The organism is Ruegeria intermedia, assembly GCF_900129345.1.
GTDB lineage: Bacteria > Pseudomonadota > Alphaproteobacteria > Rhodobacterales > Rhodobacteraceae > Ruegeria > Ruegeria intermedia.
Window position 1 is genome coordinate 315,753 of sequence record NZ_FQVK01000001.1, and the last position, 21,640, is coordinate 337,392.

20 protein-coding genes and 1 pseudogene are annotated in these 21,640 nt (G+C 66.0%); 11 read left to right on the forward strand and 10 right to left on the reverse strand.

What is annotated here, in order from left to right:
- The first annotated feature begins 82 nt into the window (after positions 1-82).
- Positions 83-1,423 (forward strand): M16 family metallopeptidase, encoded by a 1,341-nt coding sequence (locus F3H26_RS01530; RefSeq protein WP_149774295.1) that lies wholly within the window; start codon positions 83-85, stop codon positions 1,421-1,423.
- Positions 1,420-2,730, forward strand: coding sequence for a M16 family metallopeptidase (locus tag F3H26_RS01535; RefSeq protein WP_149774296.1), 1,311 nt, complete (start codon positions 1,420-1,422; stop codon positions 2,728-2,730). The genes F3H26_RS01530 and F3H26_RS01535 overlap by 4 nt, the downstream gene beginning before the upstream one ends.
- 20 nt (positions 2,731-2,750) lie before the next feature.
- Here the strand turns inward: F3H26_RS01535 and F3H26_RS01540 are convergent, their stop codons facing one another.
- From F3H26_RS01540 to deoC, 3 genes are read right to left on the reverse strand one after another with little or no spacing between them, the layout of a single operon-like run.
- Entirely contained in the window at positions 2,751-3,566 is an 816-nt protein-coding gene (locus F3H26_RS01540; RefSeq protein ID WP_149774297.1) for an SDR family oxidoreductase, read from the reverse strand.
- Positions 3,567-3,589: 23 nt separating this feature from the next.
- A complete protein-coding gene (locus F3H26_RS01545) occupies positions 3,590-5,923 on the reverse strand; it encodes an aldehyde dehydrogenase family protein (RefSeq protein WP_149774298.1) in 2,334 nt (777 codons plus the stop codon).
- An 11-nt stretch (positions 5,924-5,934) separates the two neighbouring features.
- On the reverse strand, positions 5,935-6,933 hold the full coding sequence (gene deoC / locus F3H26_RS01550; RefSeq protein ID WP_149774299.1) for a deoxyribose-phosphate aldolase: 999 nt from the start codon (positions 6,931-6,933) through the stop codon (positions 5,935-5,937).
- 198 nt (positions 6,934-7,131) lie between these two features.
- Between deoC and F3H26_RS01555 the strand changes: the two genes are divergently transcribed.
- From F3H26_RS01555 to F3H26_RS01580, 6 genes are all read left to right on the forward strand, one after another.
- Positions 7,132-8,085, forward strand: a complete 954-nt coding sequence (locus tag F3H26_RS01555; protein WP_149774300.1) for a metal ABC transporter solute-binding protein, Zn/Mn family — start codon at positions 7,132-7,134, stop codon at positions 8,083-8,085.
- A gap of 1 nt (position 8,086) precedes the next feature.
- The gene (locus F3H26_RS01560) at positions 8,087-8,890 is read left to right on the forward strand and encodes a metal ABC transporter ATP-binding protein (RefSeq protein ID WP_149774301.1); all 804 of its coding nucleotides are present in this window, start codon (positions 8,087-8,089) and stop codon (positions 8,888-8,890) included.
- A gap of 3 nt (positions 8,891-8,893) precedes the next feature.
- A complete protein-coding gene (locus F3H26_RS01565; protein ID WP_149774302.1) occupies positions 8,894-10,099 on the forward strand; it encodes a metal ABC transporter permease in 1,206 nt (401 codons plus the stop codon).
- Entirely contained in the window at positions 10,096-11,025 is a 930-nt protein-coding gene (locus tag F3H26_RS01570; protein ID WP_149774303.1) for a metal ABC transporter permease, read from the forward strand. Before F3H26_RS01565 ends, F3H26_RS01570 begins: the two co-directional genes overlap by 4 nt.
- Positions 11,026-11,307: 282 nt before the next feature.
- Positions 11,308-13,170, forward strand: a complete 1,863-nt coding sequence (gene mutL, locus F3H26_RS01575) for a DNA mismatch repair endonuclease MutL (protein WP_149774304.1) — start codon at positions 11,308-11,310, stop codon at positions 13,168-13,170.
- A 57-nt stretch (positions 13,171-13,227) separates the two neighbouring features.
- Positions 13,228-14,466 carry a DNA recombination protein RmuC gene (locus F3H26_RS01580; protein WP_149774305.1) on the forward strand — a complete coding sequence of 413 codons (1,239 nt, stop codon included), beginning with the start codon at positions 13,228-13,230 and terminating at the stop codon, positions 14,464-14,466.
- 69 nt (positions 14,467-14,535) lie between these two features.
- On the opposite strand, the gene F3H26_RS01585 is transcribed toward F3H26_RS01580, so the two are convergent.
- From F3H26_RS01585 to F3H26_RS01595, 3 genes are read right to left on the reverse strand one after another with little or no spacing between them, the layout of a single operon-like run.
- Entirely contained in the window at positions 14,536-14,874 is a 339-nt protein-coding gene (locus F3H26_RS01585) for a hypothetical protein (RefSeq protein WP_223162402.1), read from the reverse strand.
- A 56-nt stretch (positions 14,875-14,930) separates the two neighbouring features.
- Positions 14,931-15,581 (reverse strand): ChrR family anti-sigma-E factor, encoded by a 651-nt coding sequence (locus tag F3H26_RS01590; RefSeq protein ID WP_188127661.1) that lies wholly within the window; start codon positions 15,579-15,581, stop codon positions 14,931-14,933.
- A gap of 10 nt (positions 15,582-15,591) precedes the next feature.
- On the reverse strand, positions 15,592-16,248 hold the full coding sequence (locus tag F3H26_RS01595; RefSeq protein ID WP_149774307.1) for a sigma-70 family RNA polymerase sigma factor: 657 nt from the start codon (positions 16,246-16,248) through the stop codon (positions 15,592-15,594).
- Between the two features lie 138 nt (positions 16,249-16,386).
- Here F3H26_RS01595 and F3H26_RS01600 point away from each other — a divergent pair, with 138 nt between their 5' ends.
- Both F3H26_RS01600 and F3H26_RS01605 read left to right on the forward strand, forming a co-directional pair.
- Complete coding sequence (locus F3H26_RS01600; RefSeq protein ID WP_149774308.1) at positions 16,387-17,157, forward strand: DUF1365 domain-containing protein; 771 nt, start codon at positions 16,387-16,389, stop codon at positions 17,155-17,157.
- Positions 17,158-17,242: 85 nt separating this feature from the next.
- Positions 17,243-17,560 carry a DUF3775 domain-containing protein gene (locus F3H26_RS01605; protein WP_149774309.1) on the forward strand — a complete coding sequence of 106 codons (318 nt, stop codon included), beginning with the start codon at positions 17,243-17,245 and terminating at the stop codon, positions 17,558-17,560.
- Between the two features lie 94 nt (positions 17,561-17,654).
- Here the strand turns inward: F3H26_RS01605 and F3H26_RS01610 are convergent, their stop codons facing one another.
- From F3H26_RS01610 to F3H26_RS01625, 4 genes are read right to left on the reverse strand one after another with little or no spacing between them, the layout of a single operon-like run.
- Positions 17,655-18,797 carry a saccharopine dehydrogenase family protein gene (locus tag F3H26_RS01610; RefSeq protein ID WP_149774310.1) on the reverse strand — a complete coding sequence of 381 codons (1,143 nt, stop codon included), beginning with the start codon at positions 18,795-18,797 and terminating at the stop codon, positions 17,655-17,657.
- 3 nt (positions 18,798-18,800) lie between these two features.
- Positions 18,801-19,856 (reverse strand): saccharopine dehydrogenase, encoded by a 1,056-nt coding sequence (locus F3H26_RS01615; RefSeq protein ID WP_149774311.1) that lies wholly within the window; start codon positions 19,854-19,856, stop codon positions 18,801-18,803.
- A gap of 12 nt (positions 19,857-19,868) precedes the next feature.
- Positions 19,869-20,486, reverse strand: coding sequence for a glutathione S-transferase family protein (locus tag F3H26_RS01620; protein WP_149774312.1), 618 nt, complete (start codon positions 20,484-20,486; stop codon positions 19,869-19,871).
- A 24-nt stretch (positions 20,487-20,510) separates the two neighbouring features.
- Complete coding sequence (locus F3H26_RS01625) at positions 20,511-21,161, reverse strand: histidine phosphatase family protein (RefSeq protein ID WP_149774313.1); 651 nt, start codon at positions 21,159-21,161, stop codon at positions 20,511-20,513.
- Between the two features lie 366 nt (positions 21,162-21,527).
- Between F3H26_RS01625 and gcvT the strand changes: the two are divergent.
- Positions 21,528-21,640 (forward strand): annotated as a pseudogene (gcvT, locus tag F3H26_RS01630) (glycine cleavage system aminomethyltransferase GcvT); the annotation flags it as partial.

Genomic DNA, 21,640 nt, shown 5'->3' on the forward strand with positions numbered 1-21,640 from the left:
TCCTTAACTTTCCGTCATCGCTCTTGATCCCGCCCGGCGCCACCGTAGTTTGAAGACCAACGACACAGACGGAGGATGCCCCATGGTTCGGGCCCTGGCGTTTTGCGCCGCACTGACAATCGCAGCCCCGGTTCTGGCCGGAACAGGCCACGAGGCCGTGACCACGTTTACCCTGGACAACGGCATGGACGTGGTGGTGATCGAGGATCACCGCGCCCCGGTCGTGCAGCACATGGTCTGGTACCGGGCCGGATCGGCGGACGAGCCGGTGGGCTCATCCGGCGTGGCGCATTTTCTGGAACATCTTCTGTTCAAGGGCACCGACAGCATGGCCCCCGGCGAGCTGTCGGCCACCGTCGCGGCCAATGGCGGCAATGACAACGCCTTCACTTCGTATGACTATACGGCCTATTTCCAGCGGGTCGCGGCCGACCGGCTGGGCCTGATGATGAAGATGGAGGCCGACCGGATGCGCAACCTCAGGCTCTCGCAGGAGGACATCGCGACCGAACGCGACGTGATCCTGGAAGAGCGCAACCAGCGCACCGAGAACAACCCCCGCGCCCTGTTTGGCGAACAGATGAGCGCAGCGCAGTATCTCAACCACCGCTACGGCGTTCCGGTGATCGGTTGGAAGCACGAAATGGAAGAGCTGGACATGGAGGACGCGCTGTCCTTCTACCAGACCTATTACGCGCCCAACAATGCGATCCTGGTGGTGACCGGTGACGTGGACCCGGCCGAGGTCAAGGCGCTGGCCGAAACCTATTACGGCGTGATCCCGGCCAACCCGGACCTGCCCGAGCGGGTCCGCTCGCAGGAGCCGCCTCAGACCGCCGCCCGGCGCCTCACCTTCAAGGATGCGCGGGTATCGCAGCCTTATGTCCACCGCAGCTATCTGGCGCCCGAACGCGACGCCGGCGCGCAGGAGAAGGCCGCGGCGCTGTACCTGCTGGCCGAGCTGCTGGGCGGCAGCACCACATCCTACCTGAACGAAAAACTGCAACTGGATCAGCAGCTGGCGGTCTATGCTGGGGCGTTCTATCGCGGGGTGTCGCTGGATGACACGACCTTTGACCTGATCGTCGTACCGGCGCAGGGCGTGTCGCTGCAACAGGCCGAAGAGGCGATGGATCAGGCGGTGGCCGATTTCATCGCCGAGGGCGTCAAGCAAGAGGATCTGGACCGGATCAAGCTGCAATTGCGCGCCGCGCAGATCTATGCCCGCGACAATGTCGACGGAATCGGCAACCGCTATGGGCGGGCGCTGACCAGCGGCCTGACGGTCGAAGACGTGCAGGCCTGGCCCGACATCCTGCAGGCCGTCACTGGCGACGATATCATCGCCGCCGCGCGCGAGGTTCTGCGCCCCGAATCTTCGGTCACCGGTTGGCTGATGCGTGATGACGAGGTGACCCAATGATCCGTTTCCTTGCCCCCCTGATTGCCCTGCTGTTCGCGCTGCCCGCCTGGGCCGAAATCAAGATCCAGGAGGTCACCTCGCCCGGCGGTATCCGGGCCTGGCTGGTCGAGGATCACTCGATCCCCTTCACCGCGCTGGAACTGCGGTTCCGTGGGGGCACCTCGCTGGACGATCCCGACAAGCGCGGTGCGGTCTACCTGATGAGCGGCCTTCTGGAGGAAGGCGCGGGCGACATGGACGCGCGCAGCTATGCGCGGGCGCTGGAGTCGCTGGCGGCCTCCTTCGGCTATGACGCGTCGGATGACAGCGTGGCGATCTCGGCCCAGTTCCTGACCGAGAACCGCGACCAGGCGGTGGACCTGCTGCGTACCACGATCCAGCAGCCGCGGTTCGACCAGGATGCGATCGACCGGGTGCGGGCGCAGGTGCTGTCCGGGTTGCGGTCCGACCAGACCGACCCGAACACCATCGCGGGGCGGACCTTCGCCCGGATGGCTTATGGCGATCACCCTTACGGCTCGGACGGGAAGGGCACGATCGAAAGCATTTCGGCCCTGACCCGCGATGACATCGTGGCGGCCCACAAGGGCGTATTTGCCAAGGACCGGCTGTATGTGGGTGCCGTGGGCGACATCACCCCCGACGAACTGGGCGCGCTGCTGGACCATCTGCTGGCCGATCTGCCCGAGACGGGCAAGCCGATCCCCGGCAAGGCGCAGGTGAACATCCCCGGCGGCGTCACGGTGGTCGAGTTCGACACGCCGCAATCGGTGGCGCTGTTCGGCCAGAAAGGCATCGACCGCGACGACCCGGATTTCTTCGCGGCCTACATCCTGAACCACATCGTGGGCGGCGGAGGTTTCGAAAGCCGCCTGATGCAGGAAGTGCGCGAAAAGCGCGGCCTGACCTACGGCGTCGGGACCTATCTGGTGCCCAAGGATCTGGCCTCGGTCTATCTGGGGTCGGTGTCCTCGGCCAATGACCGGATCGCGCAGGCCATCACGGTGATCCGCGACGAATGGCGGCGCGCCGCGACCGAAGGCGTGACCCAGAAAGAGCTGGACGACGCCAAGACCTATCTGACCGGTGCCTATCCACTGCGCTTCGACGGCAATGCCCGGATCGCGGGGATCATGGTGGGGATGCAGATGGAAGGCCTGCCGATCGACTACATCGCCACCCGCAACGACAAGGTGAACGCGGTGACGCTGGACGAGGTGAACCGCGTCGCGGCCGAGTTGCTGGACCCGGACGGGCTGCATTTCGTGGTGGTGGGCAAACCCGAGGGGCTCGAGACCACGAACTGAGGCGCGGGGCTGGGCGGTGCTCAGCCCTTGTTGCCGGCCATGCCGCGCAGCATCTGCCCCATCATCTGGCCGAACCGGCCCGAGCCGCGCTGATACAGCGCCCCGTCCACGGCCAGAACCGTCCCGCTGATGTAACTGGCCATGTCCGAGGCCAGAAACAGGCAGGCATTGGCCACGTCCTGCGGGGTGCCCCAGCGGCCCAGAGGCACGTCCTGAAGCAATTGCTTGCCCGCGTCTGGGGTGGGGGCCAGACGCTTGGCGCCCTCGGTGCCCTCGATGAAACCCGGCACCACCGAGTTCACCCGGATACCTTCCACGCCCCATTCCATCGACAGGGTACGGGTGATCTGATCGACGCCTGCCTTGGCCGCGCAGACATGGGCCTGACCCTCGTAGGGCAGATAGGATTGCGGGGCCGAGATGTTGATGACGTTGCCGCCGGGCCGTTTCAGATAGGGATAGGCGCCTTTCAGCACATGCACGGTGCCCATCAGGTCGATCTCGACCACGGTGCGGAAGGCGTTGACCGACATTTCCGCCATCAGCGCCGGGAAGTTGCCCGCCGCCCCCGAAACCAGCACGTCGAAATCGCCGAGCGCCGCGTGGAACTGTTTCAGCCCCTCAGCGACCGCCTCGGCATCGCGCACGTCGAAGGCCGCGCCGATGGCCTCGGCCGCACCGGCCGCTTTCAGCGCGGCGACCGTGTCGTCCACCTTCTCTTGCGAGCGGCTGGCCACGGCCAGTTTCGCGCCCGAAGCCGCGAATGCCTCGGCGATGCCCCGGTTGATGCCACTGGTGCCACCGATGACGATGACCGTCTTTCCCGCAAAGTCCATATAGGCCTCCCTTGGCGGGAGCCCTACTCGCCGTAGGGCACCCAGATGTTCTTGATCTCGGTCGCAGCCTGCAGGAAGCGGCGGGTGTGGTCCATGCCCCAATCGAATGCCGTCGCGTTATTCACCCAGGTCCGTTTGAGGTTCCCGGCCGAGGCTTTCTCGATCTCACCCGACAGGTCCGATGACGAGAAGGACCAGACCGCATCCACGTTCAGATGCGCGGCCAGCGGTTTGGCCAGCTCCTCGTGGCTGCCGGTCAGGATGTTGACCACGCCGGCGGGCACGTCCGAGGTGTCCAGCACCTGGTAGAAATCGGTGGCCGCCAGCGGATAGGGCTCGGACGCCACCAGAACCACCCGGTTGCCCATCGCGATCGCCGGCGCCATGGCCGAGACCAGACCCAGCAGCGGCGCCTCGTCGGCGCACAGCGCGCCGATCACGCCCACCGGTTCCTTCATCGCAATCGCCACGCCCCGGATCGGAACGCCATGCACCTGGCCGTCATACTTGTCGGCCCAGGCGGCGGCGGTGAACAGGCGCTGGATCGCGGCGTCGACCTCTTTCGCGCCGTCCTTGCGGCCGGTCATCGCGTCGATGCGATGCGCGAACTCGTCTGCGCGGGCCGAGAGGTTCTCGCCGATGTAATACAGGATCTGCGCCCGCAGATGGCCGGTGGTCTTGGACCAGCCCTTGGCTCCCGCCGCGGCCTCGACCGCGTTGCGCACGTCCTTGCGGTTGGCCAGACCCGCATGGCCCAGCAGCCCCGCCTTGCCCCAGACCGCGCGGGAATAGCCGCCATCGGGCCGCGCCTGCTTGCCACCGACATACAGCTTGGCGGTGCGGTCGATCGGGTCGACCGGGCCGCCCTCGCCCACGACGGGCTCGATTTTCGCCAGCGGCTTGGTTTTGCCCTTGGGCTTGGTATAGGCGCTCAGCCCTTCCCAGCCACCTTCTCGGCCAAAGCCGCTTTCGCGCACGCCGCCAAAGCCCGCGGCCGCGTCGAACAGGTTGGTGGCATTCACCCAGACCACGCCCGCAACCAGCTTGGGCGCGATGTCGAGCGCAAGGTTGACGTTCTCGGTCCAGACCGTGGCCGCCAGCCCATAGCGGGTGTTGTTGGCCAACTCGACCGCCTCGGCCGGGGTGCGGAAGGTGGTCGAGACCAGAACCGGGCCGAATATCTCCTCCTGCATCAGCGGGTCCGAGGTCTCGAGTCCGGTGATCAGCGTCGGCGGGTAGTAGCAGCCATTCGATGGCAACTCACAGGCGGGCTGGTAAACCTGGCCCACCGCGTTGCCCTCGACCATCGATTTGATGGTCTGCAGCTGCACCGGGTCCACCACGGCGCCCACGTCGATGCACTTGTCCAGAGGGTTGCCGATGCGCAGCGTGTCCATGCGGGCGCGCAGCTTGGCGTAGAACCGCTCGGCGATGCCCTCCTGCACCAGCAGGCGCGAGCCCGCGCAGCAGACCTGGCCCTGGTTGAACCAGATCGCATCGACCAGACCTTCGATGGCTGAATCGATATCGGCGTCGTCAAAGACGATATAGGGCGACTTGCCGCCCAGCTCGAGCGTCAGGGACTTGCCCGACCCGGCGGTGGCCTCGCGGATGCGGCGGCCCACTTCGGTCGAGCCGGTAAAGGCGATCTTGTCCACGTCCGCCTTCACGATCATCTCGCCCACCGCGCCGTCGCCGGTGACGATGTTGACCACGCCCTTGGGCAGACCGGCCTGCATGCAGATATCGGCAAACAGCAGCGCCGTCAGCGAGGTGTATTCGGCAGGCTTCAACACCACCGTGTTGCCCATGGCCAGCGCCGGGGCCACCTTCCACGCCAGCATCAGCAGCGGGAAGTTCCACGGGATGATCTGGCCGCAAACCCCCAGCGCTTGCGCGTCGGGCAATTCGCTTTCCATCAGCTGGGCCATACCCGCGTGATAGTAGAAATGCCGCTGCACCAGCGGAATGTCGATGTCGCGCGATTCCCGGATCGGCTTGCCGTTGTCGAGCGTTTCCAGCACCGCGAACAGGCGGGCGTGTTTCTGGATCAGCCGCGCGATGGCATAGAGGTATCGGGCGCGGGCGGGGCCGCCCAGCTTTTCCCATTTGGGTTGCGCCTTTCGCGCGGCGGCCACGGCGGCATCCACGTCGGCCTGGGTGGCCTGGGTCAGGGTCGCCAGAACCTCGCCGGTGGCCGGGTTGCGGCTTTCAAACCCCTTGCCCGGCTTGGTGGAGGCGCCGTCGATGAAATGGCCGAACTTGTCGCCCTGATCGACCAGCCATGCCAGAGCCTCGACGGCACTTTCCGGGGCGGGTCCGTATTCCATGGTCTCGAAAATCTCTTTGACTGTCATTGTTCCTGTCCTCAGCCCATCGGGTGCCGGTAGCCGGCCGAGTATGCCCCGGTGACGAAATGTTCCAACTGCCGCTCGATATCGCCCAGCAGCGACGACGCGCCGAACCGGAACAGGTCGGGCTGCAGCCAGCGGTCGCCCAGCTCGTCCTTGATCAGCGACAGGTAGACCAGCGCGTCCTTGGCCTTGGAGATCCCGCCCGCGGGCTTGTAGCCCACGCGATAGCCGGTGCGGTCATAATAGTCACGGATCGCGCGGATCATCACCAGCGACACGGGCAGAGTGGCGTTGACGCTTTCCTTGCCGGTCGAGGTCTTGATGAAATCGGCCCCCGCCATCATGCAGACCAGCGAGGCGCGCGCCACGTTGCGCAGGCTGCCCAGTTCGCCGGTGGCGAGGATGGCCTTTACATGCGCCTCGCCGCAGGCTGCGCGGAACGCCTTCATCTCGTCATACAGCGCCTGCCAGTCGCCCTTCAGCACATGGCGGCGCGAGATCACGATGTCGATCTCCTCGGCCCCGGCCTTCACGCTCTCTTCGATCTCGGCCACGCGCAGGTGAAAAGGTGACAGACCCGCCGGAAAGCCGGTGGACACGGCCGCGACCGGAATGCCTGTGCCTGTCAGCGCCTCCACCGCGGTTTCGATCATGTCGTGATAGACACAGACCGCGCCGGTGGTGATCGGCGGCATGTCCAGCGCCTTCAGAAGCGCGGGGGACACCGGCTGCCGGGCCTTGGCGCACAGGCGGCGCACGCGGCCTTCGGTGTCATCACCCGACAGGGTGGTCAGGTCGATCATGGTGATCGCCTTCAGCAGCCACGCGGCTTGATGCTCTTTCTTGACCGACCGGCGCCCGGGCAGGGTCGCAGCGCGGCGCTCGATGGCCGAGGTGTTGGCCTGCACGGCGCGCACCCAGTCCAGGTCCAGATCCATGCCGGGGTTTCGGGGCTCGGTCACTTGCGGCAGATGCGCGGTGCGCACGGGGCTTTCTGAGCTCTGCGTATCCATTGTCACGTCCTTTGGGAGGTTTGCGCCAAAATCGCACGAGACGGCGGCGAAGGAAAGGCGTTGCGCACCGTGTAACCTCAGATTTTTGACCAAACGGACAAAATAGGCATTTTCTTGCGAGTAATTCGCAATTGCATTGACTTAGTTGCGAATGGTTCTCATATTCGGGGTCAACGTGAACCCAACCCGAGGACGAACATGATTCGCCGTCAATTTCTCGCTGCGCTCGCCTTTGCCACCATACTGCCCGTCGCCGGATGGGCCGAGGCCCCGCTGAAGGTGGTGGCCACGACCGGCATGATCGCCGATGCGGTGCAGCAGATCGGTGGCGACCAGGTCGAGGTGAAATCGCTGATGGGACCCGGCGTGGACCCCCATGCCTATCGCCAGACCCGCAGCGACATCGTCGCCATGACCCGCGCCGACCTGGTTCTGTGGCACGGCCTGTATCTCGAGGCGCAGATGGAGGATTTCTTTCACGATCTCGGCCGCAAACGCCAGGTGGTGGCCGTGGCCGAGGGGGTCGACAAGTCGAAACTGCGGGCCCATGACGACTATGCCGACAAGTACGACCCGCATCTGTGGATGAGCCCGGTCCTGTGGCGCGACGTCGTGATCGAGGTGCAGCAGGCCCTGACCGAGGCACGCCCCGAGGCCGCCGACCTGTTCGCCGCGAACACCCAGGCGTTTCTGGACAGGATCGACCGCCTGCACGCCTATGGCGAACAGGTTCTGGCGCAGGTCCCCGCGGACAAGCGGGTGCTGGTCACGGCCCATGACGCCTTTGGCTATTTCGGCGCGGAATACGGGTTCGAGGTGACCGGCATCAAGGGCATTTCCACCCAGTCCGAGGCGGGGCTCAACCGGATCGGCGAACTGGTCGATATGCTGGTCGAACGGCAGGTGTCGGCGGTGTTCGTCGAAAGCTCGGTGTCCGACCGGTCGGTTCGGGCGCTGATCGAGGGGGCGGCGGCCAAGGGGCACACCGTTGCCGTGGGCGGCGAGCTGTTCTCGGACGCAATGGGCGCGCCGGGCACCTACGAGGGCACCTATGTCGGCATGCTCGATCACAACTTCACCGTCATCGCCCGCGGGCTGGGCGCCGATGTGCCCGCGCGCGGCATGGACGGCAAGCTGGCGGCGGGGTCCTGACATGGTCGAGCTTGCCGCGAAACAGGGCGTTCGCCCGACCGATCCATCGGTTCAGGCCAGCCCGCTGGCCATTCGCGGGCTGACCGTGTCCTACAACCAGAAACCGGCGGTGTTTTCCGTGGACATGACCGTTCAACTTGGGTCGATGACCGCGATCATCGGTCCGAACGGCGCGGGCAAGTCCACCCTGCTGAAGGCGGCGCTGGGCATCGTCCGGCCGGTTTCGGGGCAGGTCACCGTCTTTGGCAGGCCGCTTGAGAAACAGCGCGCCCGCATCGCCTATGTGCCGCAGCGCGCCAGCGTCGATTGGGATTTCCCCACCCGCGTGATCGACGTGGTGCTGATGGGGCTGTCGCGCGAACTGGGCCTGCTGGGCCGGGTGCGCATGCGGCACATCGCCAAGGCGATGGACTGCCTGAACCGGGTCGGCATGCATGACTTTGCCGACCGCCAGATCGGCCAGCTGTCCGGCGGCCAGCAGCAGCGGGTGTTCCTGGCCCGCGCGCTGGCGCAGGACGCCGACCTATACCTGCTGGACGAGCCCTTCGCCGGGGTGGATGCCGCCACCGAAAAGGCGATCATCGCGGTTCTCAAATCGCTGAAACAGGCGGGCAAGACCGTCGTGGCGGTGCATCATGATCTGGCCACCGTGACGGATTATTTCGACCACGTCTTCCTGATCAACACGCGCAAGTTGGCCGCAGGCCCGGTGGACGAGGCCTTTACCGCCGAGACCCTGCAGGCCACCTATGGCGGCCGGCTGGCCACCGCGCAGATCGACCAGATCGCCGGAGCTCTGGGCTAGGCCATGCTGTGGGATGCGCTGACCCTGCAGTTGGGCTACAACGCCACTTTGGTCGCCATCGGCGCGACGCTTCTGGGATTTGCCGCCGGGGTGACCGGTACCTTCCTGTTTCTGCGCAAACGGGCGCTGGTCAGCGATGCGATCAGCCATGCGACCCTGCCGGGTGTCTGCATCGCCTTCATGGTGATGGTGGCGCTGGGCGGTGACGGGCGCAACCTGCCCGGCCTGCTGGCGGGATCGGCTCTGTCGGCCTGGGTGGGGCTGTTGTGCATCAACGGGCTGACCCGGCGCACCCGGTTGGCCGAGGACGCGGCGATCGGCGCCGTCCTGTCGGTGTTCTTCGGGTTCGGCGTGGTGCTGCTGACGGTGATCCAGACGATGGGCGTTGGCCGTCAGGCGGGGCTCGAGGGGTTCCTGCTGGGCTCGACCGCGGGGATGCTGTTTGCCGACGCGCTGATCATCGCGGTGGGCGGCGCAGCGACCGTGCTGCTGGTCATGATCCTGCGTCGCCCGATGCTGATGGTGGCCTTCGACGCCGAATACGCGGCGGCCACGGGGGTGCCGGTGCATCGCGTTGACCTGGCGATGATGGGCCTGGTGATGGCGGTCACGGTGATCGGGCTGAAGATCGTCGGCCTGATCCTGATCGTGGCCCTGCTGATCATCCCGCCGGTCACGGCGCGGTTCTGGTCGGACCGGGCAGATCGGGTGGTTCTGCTGTCGGGGATCGCCGGGGGGCTGGCGGGGTATCTGGGCGCGGCCGTGTCCGCCTCGGCCCCGAACCTTCCGACCGGACCGATCATCGTGCTGATCAGCTTCGCGCTCTTTGCGCTGTCGCTGTTGCTGGCGCCGGCGCGCGGGGTCTTGGCGGCGGTGCTGCGTCACCGGCGGTTTCAGCGCCGCGTCCATGTCCGGCAGGGTCTGTTGGCCCTGGCGCAGGGGCAGGAAGTCTATGAGCCCTACACCCGGCGCCTGTTGCGCCGGGCCGGGCTGATGCGCGCCGACGGCGTGGCCACCGAAGCGGGCCGGGCGCGGGCCGCCAAGGCGTTGCGCGACGAAAGGCGCTGGGGCCTCGTGCGCGCGGACCAGACGCACGAAGCCGCCGCGGCGCAATATGACGGCCTGCGCGACATCGAAACCGTCCTGACCCGCGATCAGATCGACGAGATCGACCGCCGGATCGGCCCCCCGCACGAGGTGCGCGCATGAGCGGCGAAGAATTCGTTCCCCTTTCCTTGACGCCGCTGCTGATCGGCATCTGCGCGGCGGTGGCCTGTGCGCTGCCGGGCAACTTCCTGCTGCTGCGCCGGCAGGCGCTGATCGGCGATGCGATCAGCCATGTGGTGCTGCCGGGCATCGTGGTGGCGTTTCTGCTGACCGGGGTGATCTCGACTTGGCCGATGATGCTGGGCGCGGCGGGCGCGGCCGCGGTGGCGGTGATTTTGATCGAGGCCATCCGACGGCTGGGCCGGATCGAGCCGGGCGCAGCGATGGGCGTTGTGTTCACCACCATGTTCGCCGCCGGTGTGCTGCTGCTGGAACAGACCGACACCTCGAGCGTGCATCTGGACGTGGAACATGCGCTCTACGGCAATCTGGAAAGCCTGATCTGGCTGGATGCAACGGGCTGGGCCTCACTGCTGGACCCTAAGGCGCTGGCCGGGCTGCCGCCGGAACTGCCGCGGATCGCGGTCACGCTGCTGGCCGTCGCGCTGTTCATTGGGCTGTTCTGGCGGCCGCTCAAGATTTCGACCTTCGACGAAGGATTTGCCCGCACGATCGGCATCCGCACCGGCGCGCTGGGCCTTGCGCTGGTGCTGGTCGCGGCGATCTCGGCGGTGGCGGCGTTCGACGCGGTGGGCTCGATCATCGTGATCGCGATGTTCATCTGCCCGCCCGCCGCCGCAAGGATGATGACCAACCGGCTCGAGGCGCAGATCGGCTGGAGCGTTCTGTTCGCGGTTCTGTCGGCGGTGATCGGCTATGTTCTGGCGGGCTATGGGCCGCTGTGGCTGGGTTGGGCCGATGCGGTCAGTGCCGCTGGCATGATCGCCACGGTCTCGGGCGTCATCCTGGTCCTGGCCGCTGCTTTCGGGCCATGCCGCGGACGGGCGGGGGCGCCGGGCACCGGTTGACCCCGCAGGTTTTCGCCGCCGCGACCCGCGCCGCTTCGGCCAAACTTCGCCGAGACCGGGCGGGCCGGAAATCAGGGCGCGCTTTGTGCGGCGCATCGTGCTAGAACCCCGGCCATTGCAAAATGCACGACCACCACTCACCACGGGTCGTCCGGGCAGTCATTGTGATACAGGCAACCTGTCGAGCTTGCCGTTTTCGATGGCCCGGACGATCCGGCCCCTTCTCCTGAATTTGCTCAAACCTGTGGTAGAATCGCGCGCGGCCGTGCTAGGTCTAGCGGTATGGCGCAGGCAAACCCCAATATCAGCGAAAATCGCCCCGTAATCCGGCAACTCGACGAGGCCGCGATCAACCGTATCGCCGCCGGTGAAGTGGTCGAACGTCCGGCCTCGGCCGTCAAGGAGCTGGTGGAGAACGCCATCGACGCAGGCGCCACCCGGATCGCCATCGACATCGCCGATGGCGGCAAGACCTTGATTCGCGTCACCGACGACGGATGCGGCATCGCGCCCGAGGATCTGCCGCTGGCCCTGTCGCGCCACGCGACCTCCAAGATCGACGGGTCGGACCTGCTCAACATCCACACCTTCGGGTTCCGGGGCGAGGCGCTGCCCTCGCTGGGGGCGGTGGGGCGTCTGACCATCACCAGCCGCGCGCCGGGGGCCGAGGCGGCCCAGATCCGCGTCGCCGGCGGCAAGATGGAACCGGTGAAACCCGCCGCCCTGCGCACCGGCACCGTGGTCGAGCTGCGCGACCTGTTCTATGCCACGCCCGCGCGGCTGAAATTCATGCGCACCGACCGGGCCGAGGCGCAGGCGATCTCGGACACGGTCAAGCGGCTGGCCATGGCGGAACCCTCCATCACCTTCACCCTGCGCGATGTCTCGGGCGGGGGCGAGGGGCGCGTGGTGTTCCGCGCCGACCGCGAGAACGGAGACCTGTTCGACGCGCTGCACGCCCGTCTGGCCCGCATCCTGGGCCGCGAGTTCGCCGAGAATGCCTTACGGATCGACGCCACCCGCGAGGGGATTCGGCTCTATGGCTACGCCGCGCTGCCCACCTATTCGCGCGGGGCCGCGGTGGCGCAGTTCCTGTTCGTCAACGGCCGGCCGGTGCGCGACAAGATGCTGACCGGGGCCCTGCGCGCGGCCTATTTCGATTTCCTCAGCCGCGACCGGCACCCGGCGGCGGCGCTGTTCGTCGACTGCGAGCCGACTCTGGTCGACGTGAACGTGCACCCGGCGAAATCCGAGGTGCGCTTCCGCGATCCCGGCGTGGCGCGCGGGCTGATCGTCTCGAGCCTGCGTCACGCGCTGGCCGAGGCGGGGCACCGCGCCTCGACCACCGTGGCCAACGCGACGCTGGGCGCGATGCGGCCCGAGCCGGCCCCGGCGGCGCCCGCGCGGGTCTATCAGATGGACCGGCCCTCGCCCGCGGCGCGGGCCATGGCCTATCAGGCGCAGGCGCCCGGCTTTGCCGATCTGGCCAATGCCTACAGCGGCAGCGTGGTCGAACCGGTGGCCGAACCCGCCTCTGCGCAGCCCGACCAGACGCCGCCCGAACATCTGCCCCTGGGGGCCGCGCGCGGTCAGGTGCATGAAAACTACATCATCGCCCAGACCGCGGACGGCATGGTGATCGTGGACCAGCACGCCGCGCATGAACGGCTGGTCTATGAGAAACTCAAGAAGCAGATCGCCGAGAACGGCGTGGCCGCACAGGCGCTGCTGATCCCCGAGATCGTGGAACTCTCCGAGGGCGACTGCGCCCGCCTGCTCGCGGTGGCCGATGACCTGTCGCGCCTCGGCCTGACCATCGAGCCCTTCGGCGGCGGCGCGGTGGCGGTGCGCGAAACCCCGGCCATTTTGGGCGAGGTCAACGCGCGAGCGATGATCCTGGATATTCTGGACGAACTGGCCGATCAGGGCGAAAGCCAGACGGTGCAGGCACGGATCGAGGCGATCCTCAGCCGGGTGGCCTGCCATGGCTCGGTCCGCTCGGGCCGCCGGATGCGCGCCGAAGAGATGAACGCCCTGCTGCGCGAGATGGAGGCCACGCCCCATTCCGGCCAGTGCAACCACGGGCGGCCCACTTACGTGGAACTGAAGCTGAGCGATATCGAAAGGTTGTTCGGCCGCAGTTGATCCGGCCGCCGGTCGGCGATAGAAAAGAAGAAACAAAACAAGAACGCGCAGGTTGAGATGATCGAGATTGCAGGCACCCGATATTCGCTGGAAGACCCCATGGTGATGGCCGCCCTGATCGGGGCGGGGGTGGTTCTGCTGATCCTCGTCCTGCTGTTTCTGGCCCTTCGCGCGGCCAACCGCTCGGCCCGGATGGCCGAGCCGCTGGCCCGGCAGCTGGCCTATCTGGGCCAGCATGTGCAGCAGTTGGGGCAGGGGCAGGAGCAATTACGCGGCGGGTTGCAGCATGTCTCGGACACGCAGGCCAATGCGCAGGTGCAGGTGATCCAGACGGTCGAGGCGCGGCTGTCGGCGGTGCAGCAGCAGATGAACGACCGGCTCGCCGACAACGCCATGAAATCCGCCCGCGCACTGGCCGAGATGCAGGAGCGGATGAAGGAAACCCTGCACGGCACGTCGAAACAGACCGCGACCTCGCTGACCCAGTTGCAAGAGCGTCTGGCCGCCATCGACAAGGCGCAGGACAACATCACCAAGCTGTCGGGCGACGTGCTGTCGCTGCAGGACATCCTGTCGAACAAGCAGACCCGCGGTGCCTTCGGCGAGATCCAGTTGAACGACATCGTGTCCAAGGCGCTGCCCTCGGACAGCTATGTGCTGCAGGCCACCCTGTCGAATGGCAGACGCGCCGACTGTCTGATCCGCCTGCCCAACCCGCCGGGGCCCATCGTGATCGACAGCAAGTTCCCGCTGGAGGCCTATGAGGCGCTGGTGGGCGCGGGCAATGACATGGAGTTGAAGGCGGCGGTGCAGATGTTCCGCAGCACGGTGCGCAAGCACATCACGGACATCTCGACGAAATACATCCTGGACGGCGAAACCGCCGACGGGGCGCTGATGTTCCTGCCCTCCGAGGCGGTCTATGCCGAGCTGCACGCCAAGTTCCCCGAACTGGTGCAGGAGAGTTTCTCGAAACGGGTCTGGATCGTCTCGCCCACCACCTGCATGGCCACTCTGAACACGATGCGGGCGATCCTCAAGGACGCGCGGATGCGCGAACAGGCGGGCGCGATCCGCAAGGAACTGGGCTTGCTGCACAAGGATGTGGAGCGTCTGGGCGACCGGGTGGCCAACCTGGACCGGCATTTCGGTCAGGCGGCCAAGGATATCTCGGAAATCAAGATCAGCGCCGAAAAGGCGGGTCGCCGGGCGCAGCGGCTGGACAATTTCGATTTCGAGGAACTGGCCCCGGAGGACCGCGCCAACGTGGTGCCGCTGGGCAAGTCCGAGGGCTGAGGCCTACTGGATCGACAGGTCCAGATTGTAGCCGACGGTCTTGCCGGTATCCCGGTCATTGCCCATCAGCTAGACGCGGATGGTATAATCTCCGTCCTCGGGCAGGGTGATGCGGGCTGTGTTGCCGTCGATCGAGCCGTTGTAGATCGCGACACCGTCGCTGCCCGGCGGCAGGATATTGAAATAGATCACGCCGTTGCCGTTGGTATCGCTGACCTGAAGTTCGGCGAACAGTTCCTGCGCGCCCTTCGCACCCAGCACATAGTCGAAATATTCATCACCCGTGATGGTGCCGTTGACCATGGTGCCGAAATTTCCAGGCTGGAACTTCACCTCGGCCTTCCTTTGGGCCAAGGCCGGAACGGCCACAACGGCCATGAACAGGGCTGCGAGAGCTTGTTTCAACATTCTGCATATCCTCCCGGTGATTTCCGGATCCAAGCCTTGCACACCCGATGGATCGGTCAGATTCGCAGGAAGGGCTGCACCAAACGTGGGATCAGGCCGTTGAACTTCAGCGGAGCGTCGGTCACGGCCAGGCAGATGCAGTCTTCGGACATGTCGGCCACGGGCGTGTGTTCCAGATCCTCGTCTGCAATCTCGACATCGCCGCGGGCGAAATGATCCACCTCGTCGGAAAACGCGCCTTGCAAGACCATGGTCAGTTCGATGCCCTTGTGGCCGTGATCCGGCACCGCCGCACCGGCCGGGATGAACAGCAACCGGGCGGTTGCTTCCTTCGTGGTCGGCAGGATGGCTTGCTTGACCCCCATGCCGATCGGTTTCCAGCGGATGCTGTGCACGTCGCCGCCCACGTAATCCTGCAACGGGGCGGGCAGAACACTGCAGGCCTGGCGCTTGGGTTTCGCCGCAGGGGCGTTCTGGGCGATCAGCGCCATGGTCGCCGCCAGCGAATCCCGGCTCATCGCCACCGTGTCGTCCTGATCTTCCAGCAGATGCCCGCCGACGGCCTCGTAGCTTTCCGCGCGCGCGCGGCAATGGTCGCACAGTGAGATGTGCGTGGCGACCATCAGGTCAAATGCCTCGGGCAGGGCGCCCGCGGCATAGGCCATCAGAAGATCGTCCGTCAGGTGGTGTTTGATCGCGTTGCTCATCTTTGTCATCTCAGTTCATCGCATGGCGCAGACGGTCCAGCGCCAGCCGTATTCTCGACTTGATCGTGCCCAGCGGCAAACCCGTCTGCGCGGCAATCTCGCGGTGGCTCAGGTCTCCGAAATAGGCCTTCACGATCAGTTCCCTTTGCGCCTCGGGCAGCGCGCGCAGGGCCGTGCGCAACTGCGCCGTTTCCTGCTGCATCGCAACCACGTCCGCCTGTTCGGGCTCTGCTTCGGGTCCCCAGGTCAGGTCTTCAGGTTCGGGGCGCCGTTGTTTGCGCAGCGCGTCGATGCGTTTGTTCCGCGCGATCGTGAAGACCCATGTGGATACCGTCGCCCGCGTCGGGTCGAACAGATGGGCCTTGTGCCACAGCGTCGCCATCACCTCCTGCGCGCATTCCTCGGCCAGAGCGGCGTCGGACCCCGAGCGGATCAGGAACGCCTTGACCCTTGGAGCAAAGTGCTGGAACAGCTCGGCAAAGGCCGCCTGATCCTGCGCCTCGCGGATGCGTTTCACGTGGTCGACCCACGGGCACCGCGCTGCGCCATTCGATTGTGTTCCGTTCACCGAACTTCCCTTGGTTCGTTTGCTGCCGCCGTGGGCGCGCCGCGGCGCGGTTCCTGCCGCGGCACTGTCCAAATCAACGGTGTCGATCTCGGTAAACATAACCGCATTACGACGCTCGGCCCAAGCTGGATCACAGGAAACGGGATTTTTGATCCGAATACGGATAATTTTCGTACACAAACTAACGGCCGCACGAAAAGCCGTGCGGCCTCAAGCAGTTGAATACGGCACCGGTTCATGACTTCGATCGACTTCGTCCCCGCCCACACCTTTCACGGCAGGAAAGGTGCCATCCAGAACGCCTTTCGCTATTCGGTCGACTACATTCTGTTCGATCCCGAAGCCCGGCCGCGGACGCCGCTTCTGTTCTCGGTGGACCGCGCCAACATCACCAATTGGCGCACCCGCGACCACGGCGGCCTGCCGGGGCGGGGCAGCGGGGCCGCCTGGCTGCGCGCGCGCCTGCGCGAGATGGACATCCCGCAGCCCGCCCGGATCGCCCTGCTGACGCAACCCAGGGTCTTTGGCCATGTGTTCAACCCGGTCAGTTTCTGGTTCTGCCTCGATGACGCGGACCAACCCTATGCAGTCGTGGCCGAGGTCACGAATACCCACGGCACGCGCCACAGCTATGTCTGCCACAAGCCCGGATTCACACCGATCGGGCCATCGGATCGCATCCGGGCAGAGAAGCGCATGCATGTGTCCCCGTTCCAGAAGATCGAGGGGACATATACCTTCCGCTTCGATTTCCGGCCCGACCGGGTTGGCGTTTGGATCGACTATGGGCGCGATGGGGGCGGGCTGATTGCCACGCTTACCGGCCCGCGCCGGGCGCTCACCAACCGGGCGATCCTGTGGTCGTTGCTTCGGCGGCCATTCGGGGCCCGGCGTGCGGTGTTTCTGATCCACTGGCAGGCGCTCAGGCTGTGGGTCAGGAAAGCGCCCTTCCTGCCGTTCCGCACCGCGCCGGTGCCGGCCGAGCCCGTGTCGCGGACGCACGAGTGACCGGCGCAATTTGCGCAAGATCAAGGACGACGCCCGGTGCCGATGGTTCAGATGGGTGCAGACGCGGACAGAGGAGTTGACACCGATGCTGGAAATCTCGCCCAGAAAAGTGGCTCAGGTTGCCCTGATGGGGCGCGAACTGGACCGGGCCGAAGGCGAATTGCGCGCCTTCATCGACCGGATGAGCGAGGACGAACAGGCCGAACTGGTGGCGATCATGTGGATCGGCCGCGAAAGCTTTTTCCCCGAGGACCTGGCCGAGGCGATTGCGACGGCCAAGGCCGAGGCCTCGACCCCCTGCGCCGACTACCTGATCGGCACGCCGCACCTGTCGGATCATCTGGAGAACGGTCTGGACGCGCTGGGGATTTCCGCCGAGGACGTGGAAAACGATCTGATGTGAGCGTGTCAGCGAGGGGCCAGCCCCTCGTGCCCCCGGAGTATTTTCGAAAAGAAGAAGAACAGGGCGCGGCGGGTTCCCCGCGCCCTTTGATCTGTCAGGCGGTGTGATCGACCACCTGCAGGTGCTGCGCCAGCGTGTCGATCTCGGCCATCCAGTCCTTTACCAGTTTCGGGTCGCTGGGGGCGGCGTGAACCCCGGCGGGGATGGCGCGGTTCAGAACCGCCTCGACCGCCAGCGAGACCGGGATCGAGACGAGGCGGGCCATGGCGCTGCCTCGCGCGTCGCCCCAGGCGTCCATCACGTAGGTCTTGTGCCAGACCGGCCTGCCGTCTTTCTCGGCCTTCAGGCCGACGCACAGCACCACCCGGTCCGGCTCGCCCTCTTCATAGGCGTTTTCGGCCCAGAACCGGTCGGACATTTCCTTCAGCCGCTCCTCGCCCTCGGGCCCTTCCAGCGTTTCGATCTCGCGGAACACGTCCGCCCAGGCATCCGACCAGCCGTTCAGCCGCAGGGTGCCGCGGACGAATTCCTTGACCGGCCAGTGCTCCTCGAAATGGTACTGCTGCATGAAGGGGATCGAGTCGCGGTTCGGATAGACCTCGAAGCTTTCGGGCGTGGGCAGCGGCGCGACATAGGTGCTGATCGCGTCCCAGGGCCGGGCCACGTCCAGCGGGGCATAGTCGCGGATCGACCGCGAGGGCGAGCGCAGCGCCTTGAGCACGCCCAGGGGCGACCAGCTGAACTTGTAGCGGAACGGGTTGGGGTTCTTGGGGATGCCGCCGCAATAGGAAATGAAGCTGAGGTGGTTGTCCGGGTCGAAGGCGTCGGAGGCGCGGTAGTCGTCCACCAGCGCGTGGGCCATCAGGTGGTCGATGCCGGGGTCCAGCCCGACCTCGTTGACCAGCGCGACGCCCGCCTCGCGGGCCTTGTCGTCCAGCGCGCGCATCTCGGGCGCGATGTAGGAGGACGAGACGAAATGCGCGCCCTTCTCGATTGCCAGTTCCGCCAGCGGCACGTGCCAGTCGCCCGGCAGCATCGAGACGATCACGTCGCCCTTTTCAAGCACCGCGCCCAGGGCGTCGATGTCGAAGGCCTGGATGTCGTCGGTCAGATCGCCGACCTCGGCGCGGGCCTTTTCGACGGTCCGGTTCCAGACGGTGACCTTGTGGCCGCGTTCGATCAGGCGGCGCAGGCCGGGGATGGCCGACAGGCCGGTGCCACACCAGTGAATCGTCATGGCTCAGATCCTTTCGATATGGGATTTGAAGGTGTCCTCGGCCCGCGCCCAAACGCCCGAGGTCAGGTCGGTCAGGGTCAGCAGCGAGGGCAGAAGCTGCGCGGCGTAGTCCTGCGAGCTTTCGACCGGCAGCATCGAGGGCAGGTTGTCGATGGCCATCACGTCCAGCACCGGGTCGGTGGCCACGCGCAGGGCGGGTTCTTCCCAGGTGGTGGCGCGGTCATAGACCGGCACCGGGTTGTAGTCGCTGTCGGGGTCGCAGGCCACGTCGCCGATGGCGGTCAGCTGGCGCGGGGCATTCAGCGCCTCGCGCGGGACAAAGACCGGGGTGCCGGGGCGGGCGAAGATGCAGTTGAGGAAGATGTCGTGTTCCAGGATTTCCGGGAACGGCCCGCCAAGGGCGGTTTCCGCCATGTCCCACTTGGTCACCTCGACGCCCATCGCCTCGCACAGGTCGGAGGCGCCGGTGCCCACGCGGCCCAAGGCGCCGATGACAATTGCACGGGGGCGGGGCGCTCCGGTGGCGTCCAGCTCGGCCAGCAACTCGGCGTTCAGTGCGTCCTTGCCGGGATAGACCCCGACGGGGCCGCAGATCTCGCCGCGCTGCTGCGCCGCCCAGGTCTTGAGCGTCACCGCCGCGCCCGCGTAGCCCGCCCAATAGCCAAAGGCCGCGACGCGCCGTCCATTCTCGTCCACCAGGTATTCCAGATCATACAGCGTGCCGCCGCCGGCCTTGAACCGTTCCAGCAGCTTGCGGCCCGAATGCTGGCCCTTGAAGGCATGGCCGAACATGATGTGTCGATGCGGCAGCGGCGTGCCGTCCTCGGGCAGTTCCTTGAGGCCGAAGATGATCGCATCCGGCGGCGCCTCCGGCCACGAGTTTTCCGGCGCGATTTCGCAGCCCGCCGCGCGGTAGCCGTCGATCGGGATGGCGCGGACATGGCTTTCTTCGACCGTCACGCGGATGCCGGCCGCGATCAGTTGCGCCGCGCCTTCGGGCGTCAGCCCCACCCGTTCCTCGTTCGGGCGCTGTTCGGCCCGGACCCAGAGATGTGTCATCTGTTCTTCCTGTTATCCCAGCATCCCGGCGGCCCGAACCGCCCTGACGGATGCGCGTGCTTCCATCGCGTCGCGAAACGCGACGATCTTGGGAAAGGCCGAAACGTCGACCCCGTCCCCCTCGAGCCAGCTGCACACCACGTAAAGATACGGGTCGGCAAGGCTGAACCTTTCGCCCAGCACGAACGGGCCGCGCAGGCCGTTCGCCTCGATATACTTGCAGGATGCGGTCATGGTCTGTGGCACCTTGGCCGCCATGTCCTTCCAGCTGGATTTCCTGTCGGCCCAGCGGTGCCCACGCATCTTGTGCGCATGGTTCACATGCATGGTCGAGGCCAGGTAATACATCACCTCGCGCATCCGCGCCGCCAGCAGCGGGTCGTCGGGGACAAGCCCGGCCTCGGGGGCCTTGGCGGCGATGAATTCCAGCAGGGCGCCGGTTTCGGTCAGAATCCCGCCCTCGACCACCAGCGCGGGCACGCGCCCCTTGGGGTTGATCTGCCTGTAGGCTGCCGTCGTCTGCTCGCCCGCGGCGAAATCCACCCTGATCGCCTCATAGTGCAGCGCGGCCTCTTCCAGGGTGATGGCGGTCGCAACCGATATGGTGTTGGGCGCATAATACAGCTGCATCGGCGGCTCCGTCGGGCTGGGCGGTTACAGATGCGTCTGGGCGAACTGCCGGTCGGGCGCTTCCAGATGCGGGACTGCGTTGAACAGAACGGGGCTCAGATCGGCCCCGATCGGGTGCAGACGATGCAACGAGGTGTTCATGATGGCAAGGGCCACCCGCGCCATCGCCGGAATGTCCAGCCCCATCGCCTGCCGCACCGCCATCGAGATCAACCCGCCCGAGGTCACCACGATGGCCGGCCCGTCGCCGTTTCGGATTTCGCGCAGAGCATCCGAGACGCGGGATTCGAACTGTTCGAATGTTTCCGGCGCATCCTTGATATCGCCCCGCGCCCAGGCCTCGAAGGTCTGCGGCAGGTGCCGGACAAAGCCCTCGCGGTCGGTCGGGATCGCCACGCCGTGCTGGTCCTCGAACAGTTTGGCGAGGGTGAAATACTCGATCTCGTTCAGGCGCGGGTCGCGGACCGGATCCGGCAGGCCCATGCTGGCAGCCGTTTCCAGGTGGCGGGTCAGGGTACCGCAGAACACGCGCGGATGATGCGCCCGCGTGTCCTGCAGATAAGCACCCAGCCACCGGGCCTGCTGATGGCCCAGCGGGCTGAGCTTGTCGTAGCTGTCTTCGTCGCGCGCGGCGGTGTTGGCCTGTCCGTGCCGGACCAATGTGATGTATGACATGTGCGTCCCTCTTGCTGCGAAGTCTTAGGGCAGGTTTCCGCAGGGGGCCAGAGGCGTTCGACCGGCAGGGCCGTAAATCTCGCGATCAAGACACAGGCGGCCCGGGTCAATTCGCGTGTTGCTTAACGGAAAAAAGTTTCCTATAGGAACATTGGCTGCCGTATGCGGCCGTATACCTCTTGTCTTGCATCGCGATTTGGGCCGCAATGACCGCCACCCGATTGACGCCACCACTGATCCGGTCTCACCCACAGGAATGGGGCTCCTGCGTCGCGGTTATTGGGCTAGGATGGGGCCGACTCGATTTCGCCTGCCCTTCCGGTGCGACTCAGCCCCTGCGGGCTCATCCAAGGAAAGGTCATTGAAATGACAGACACGCTCCGCCGCACGCCGCTGCATGCACTTCATGTTGAATTGGGTGGCAAGCTGGTTGATTTTGCGGGCTGGGAGATGCCCGTTCAGTATCCTTTGGGGATCAT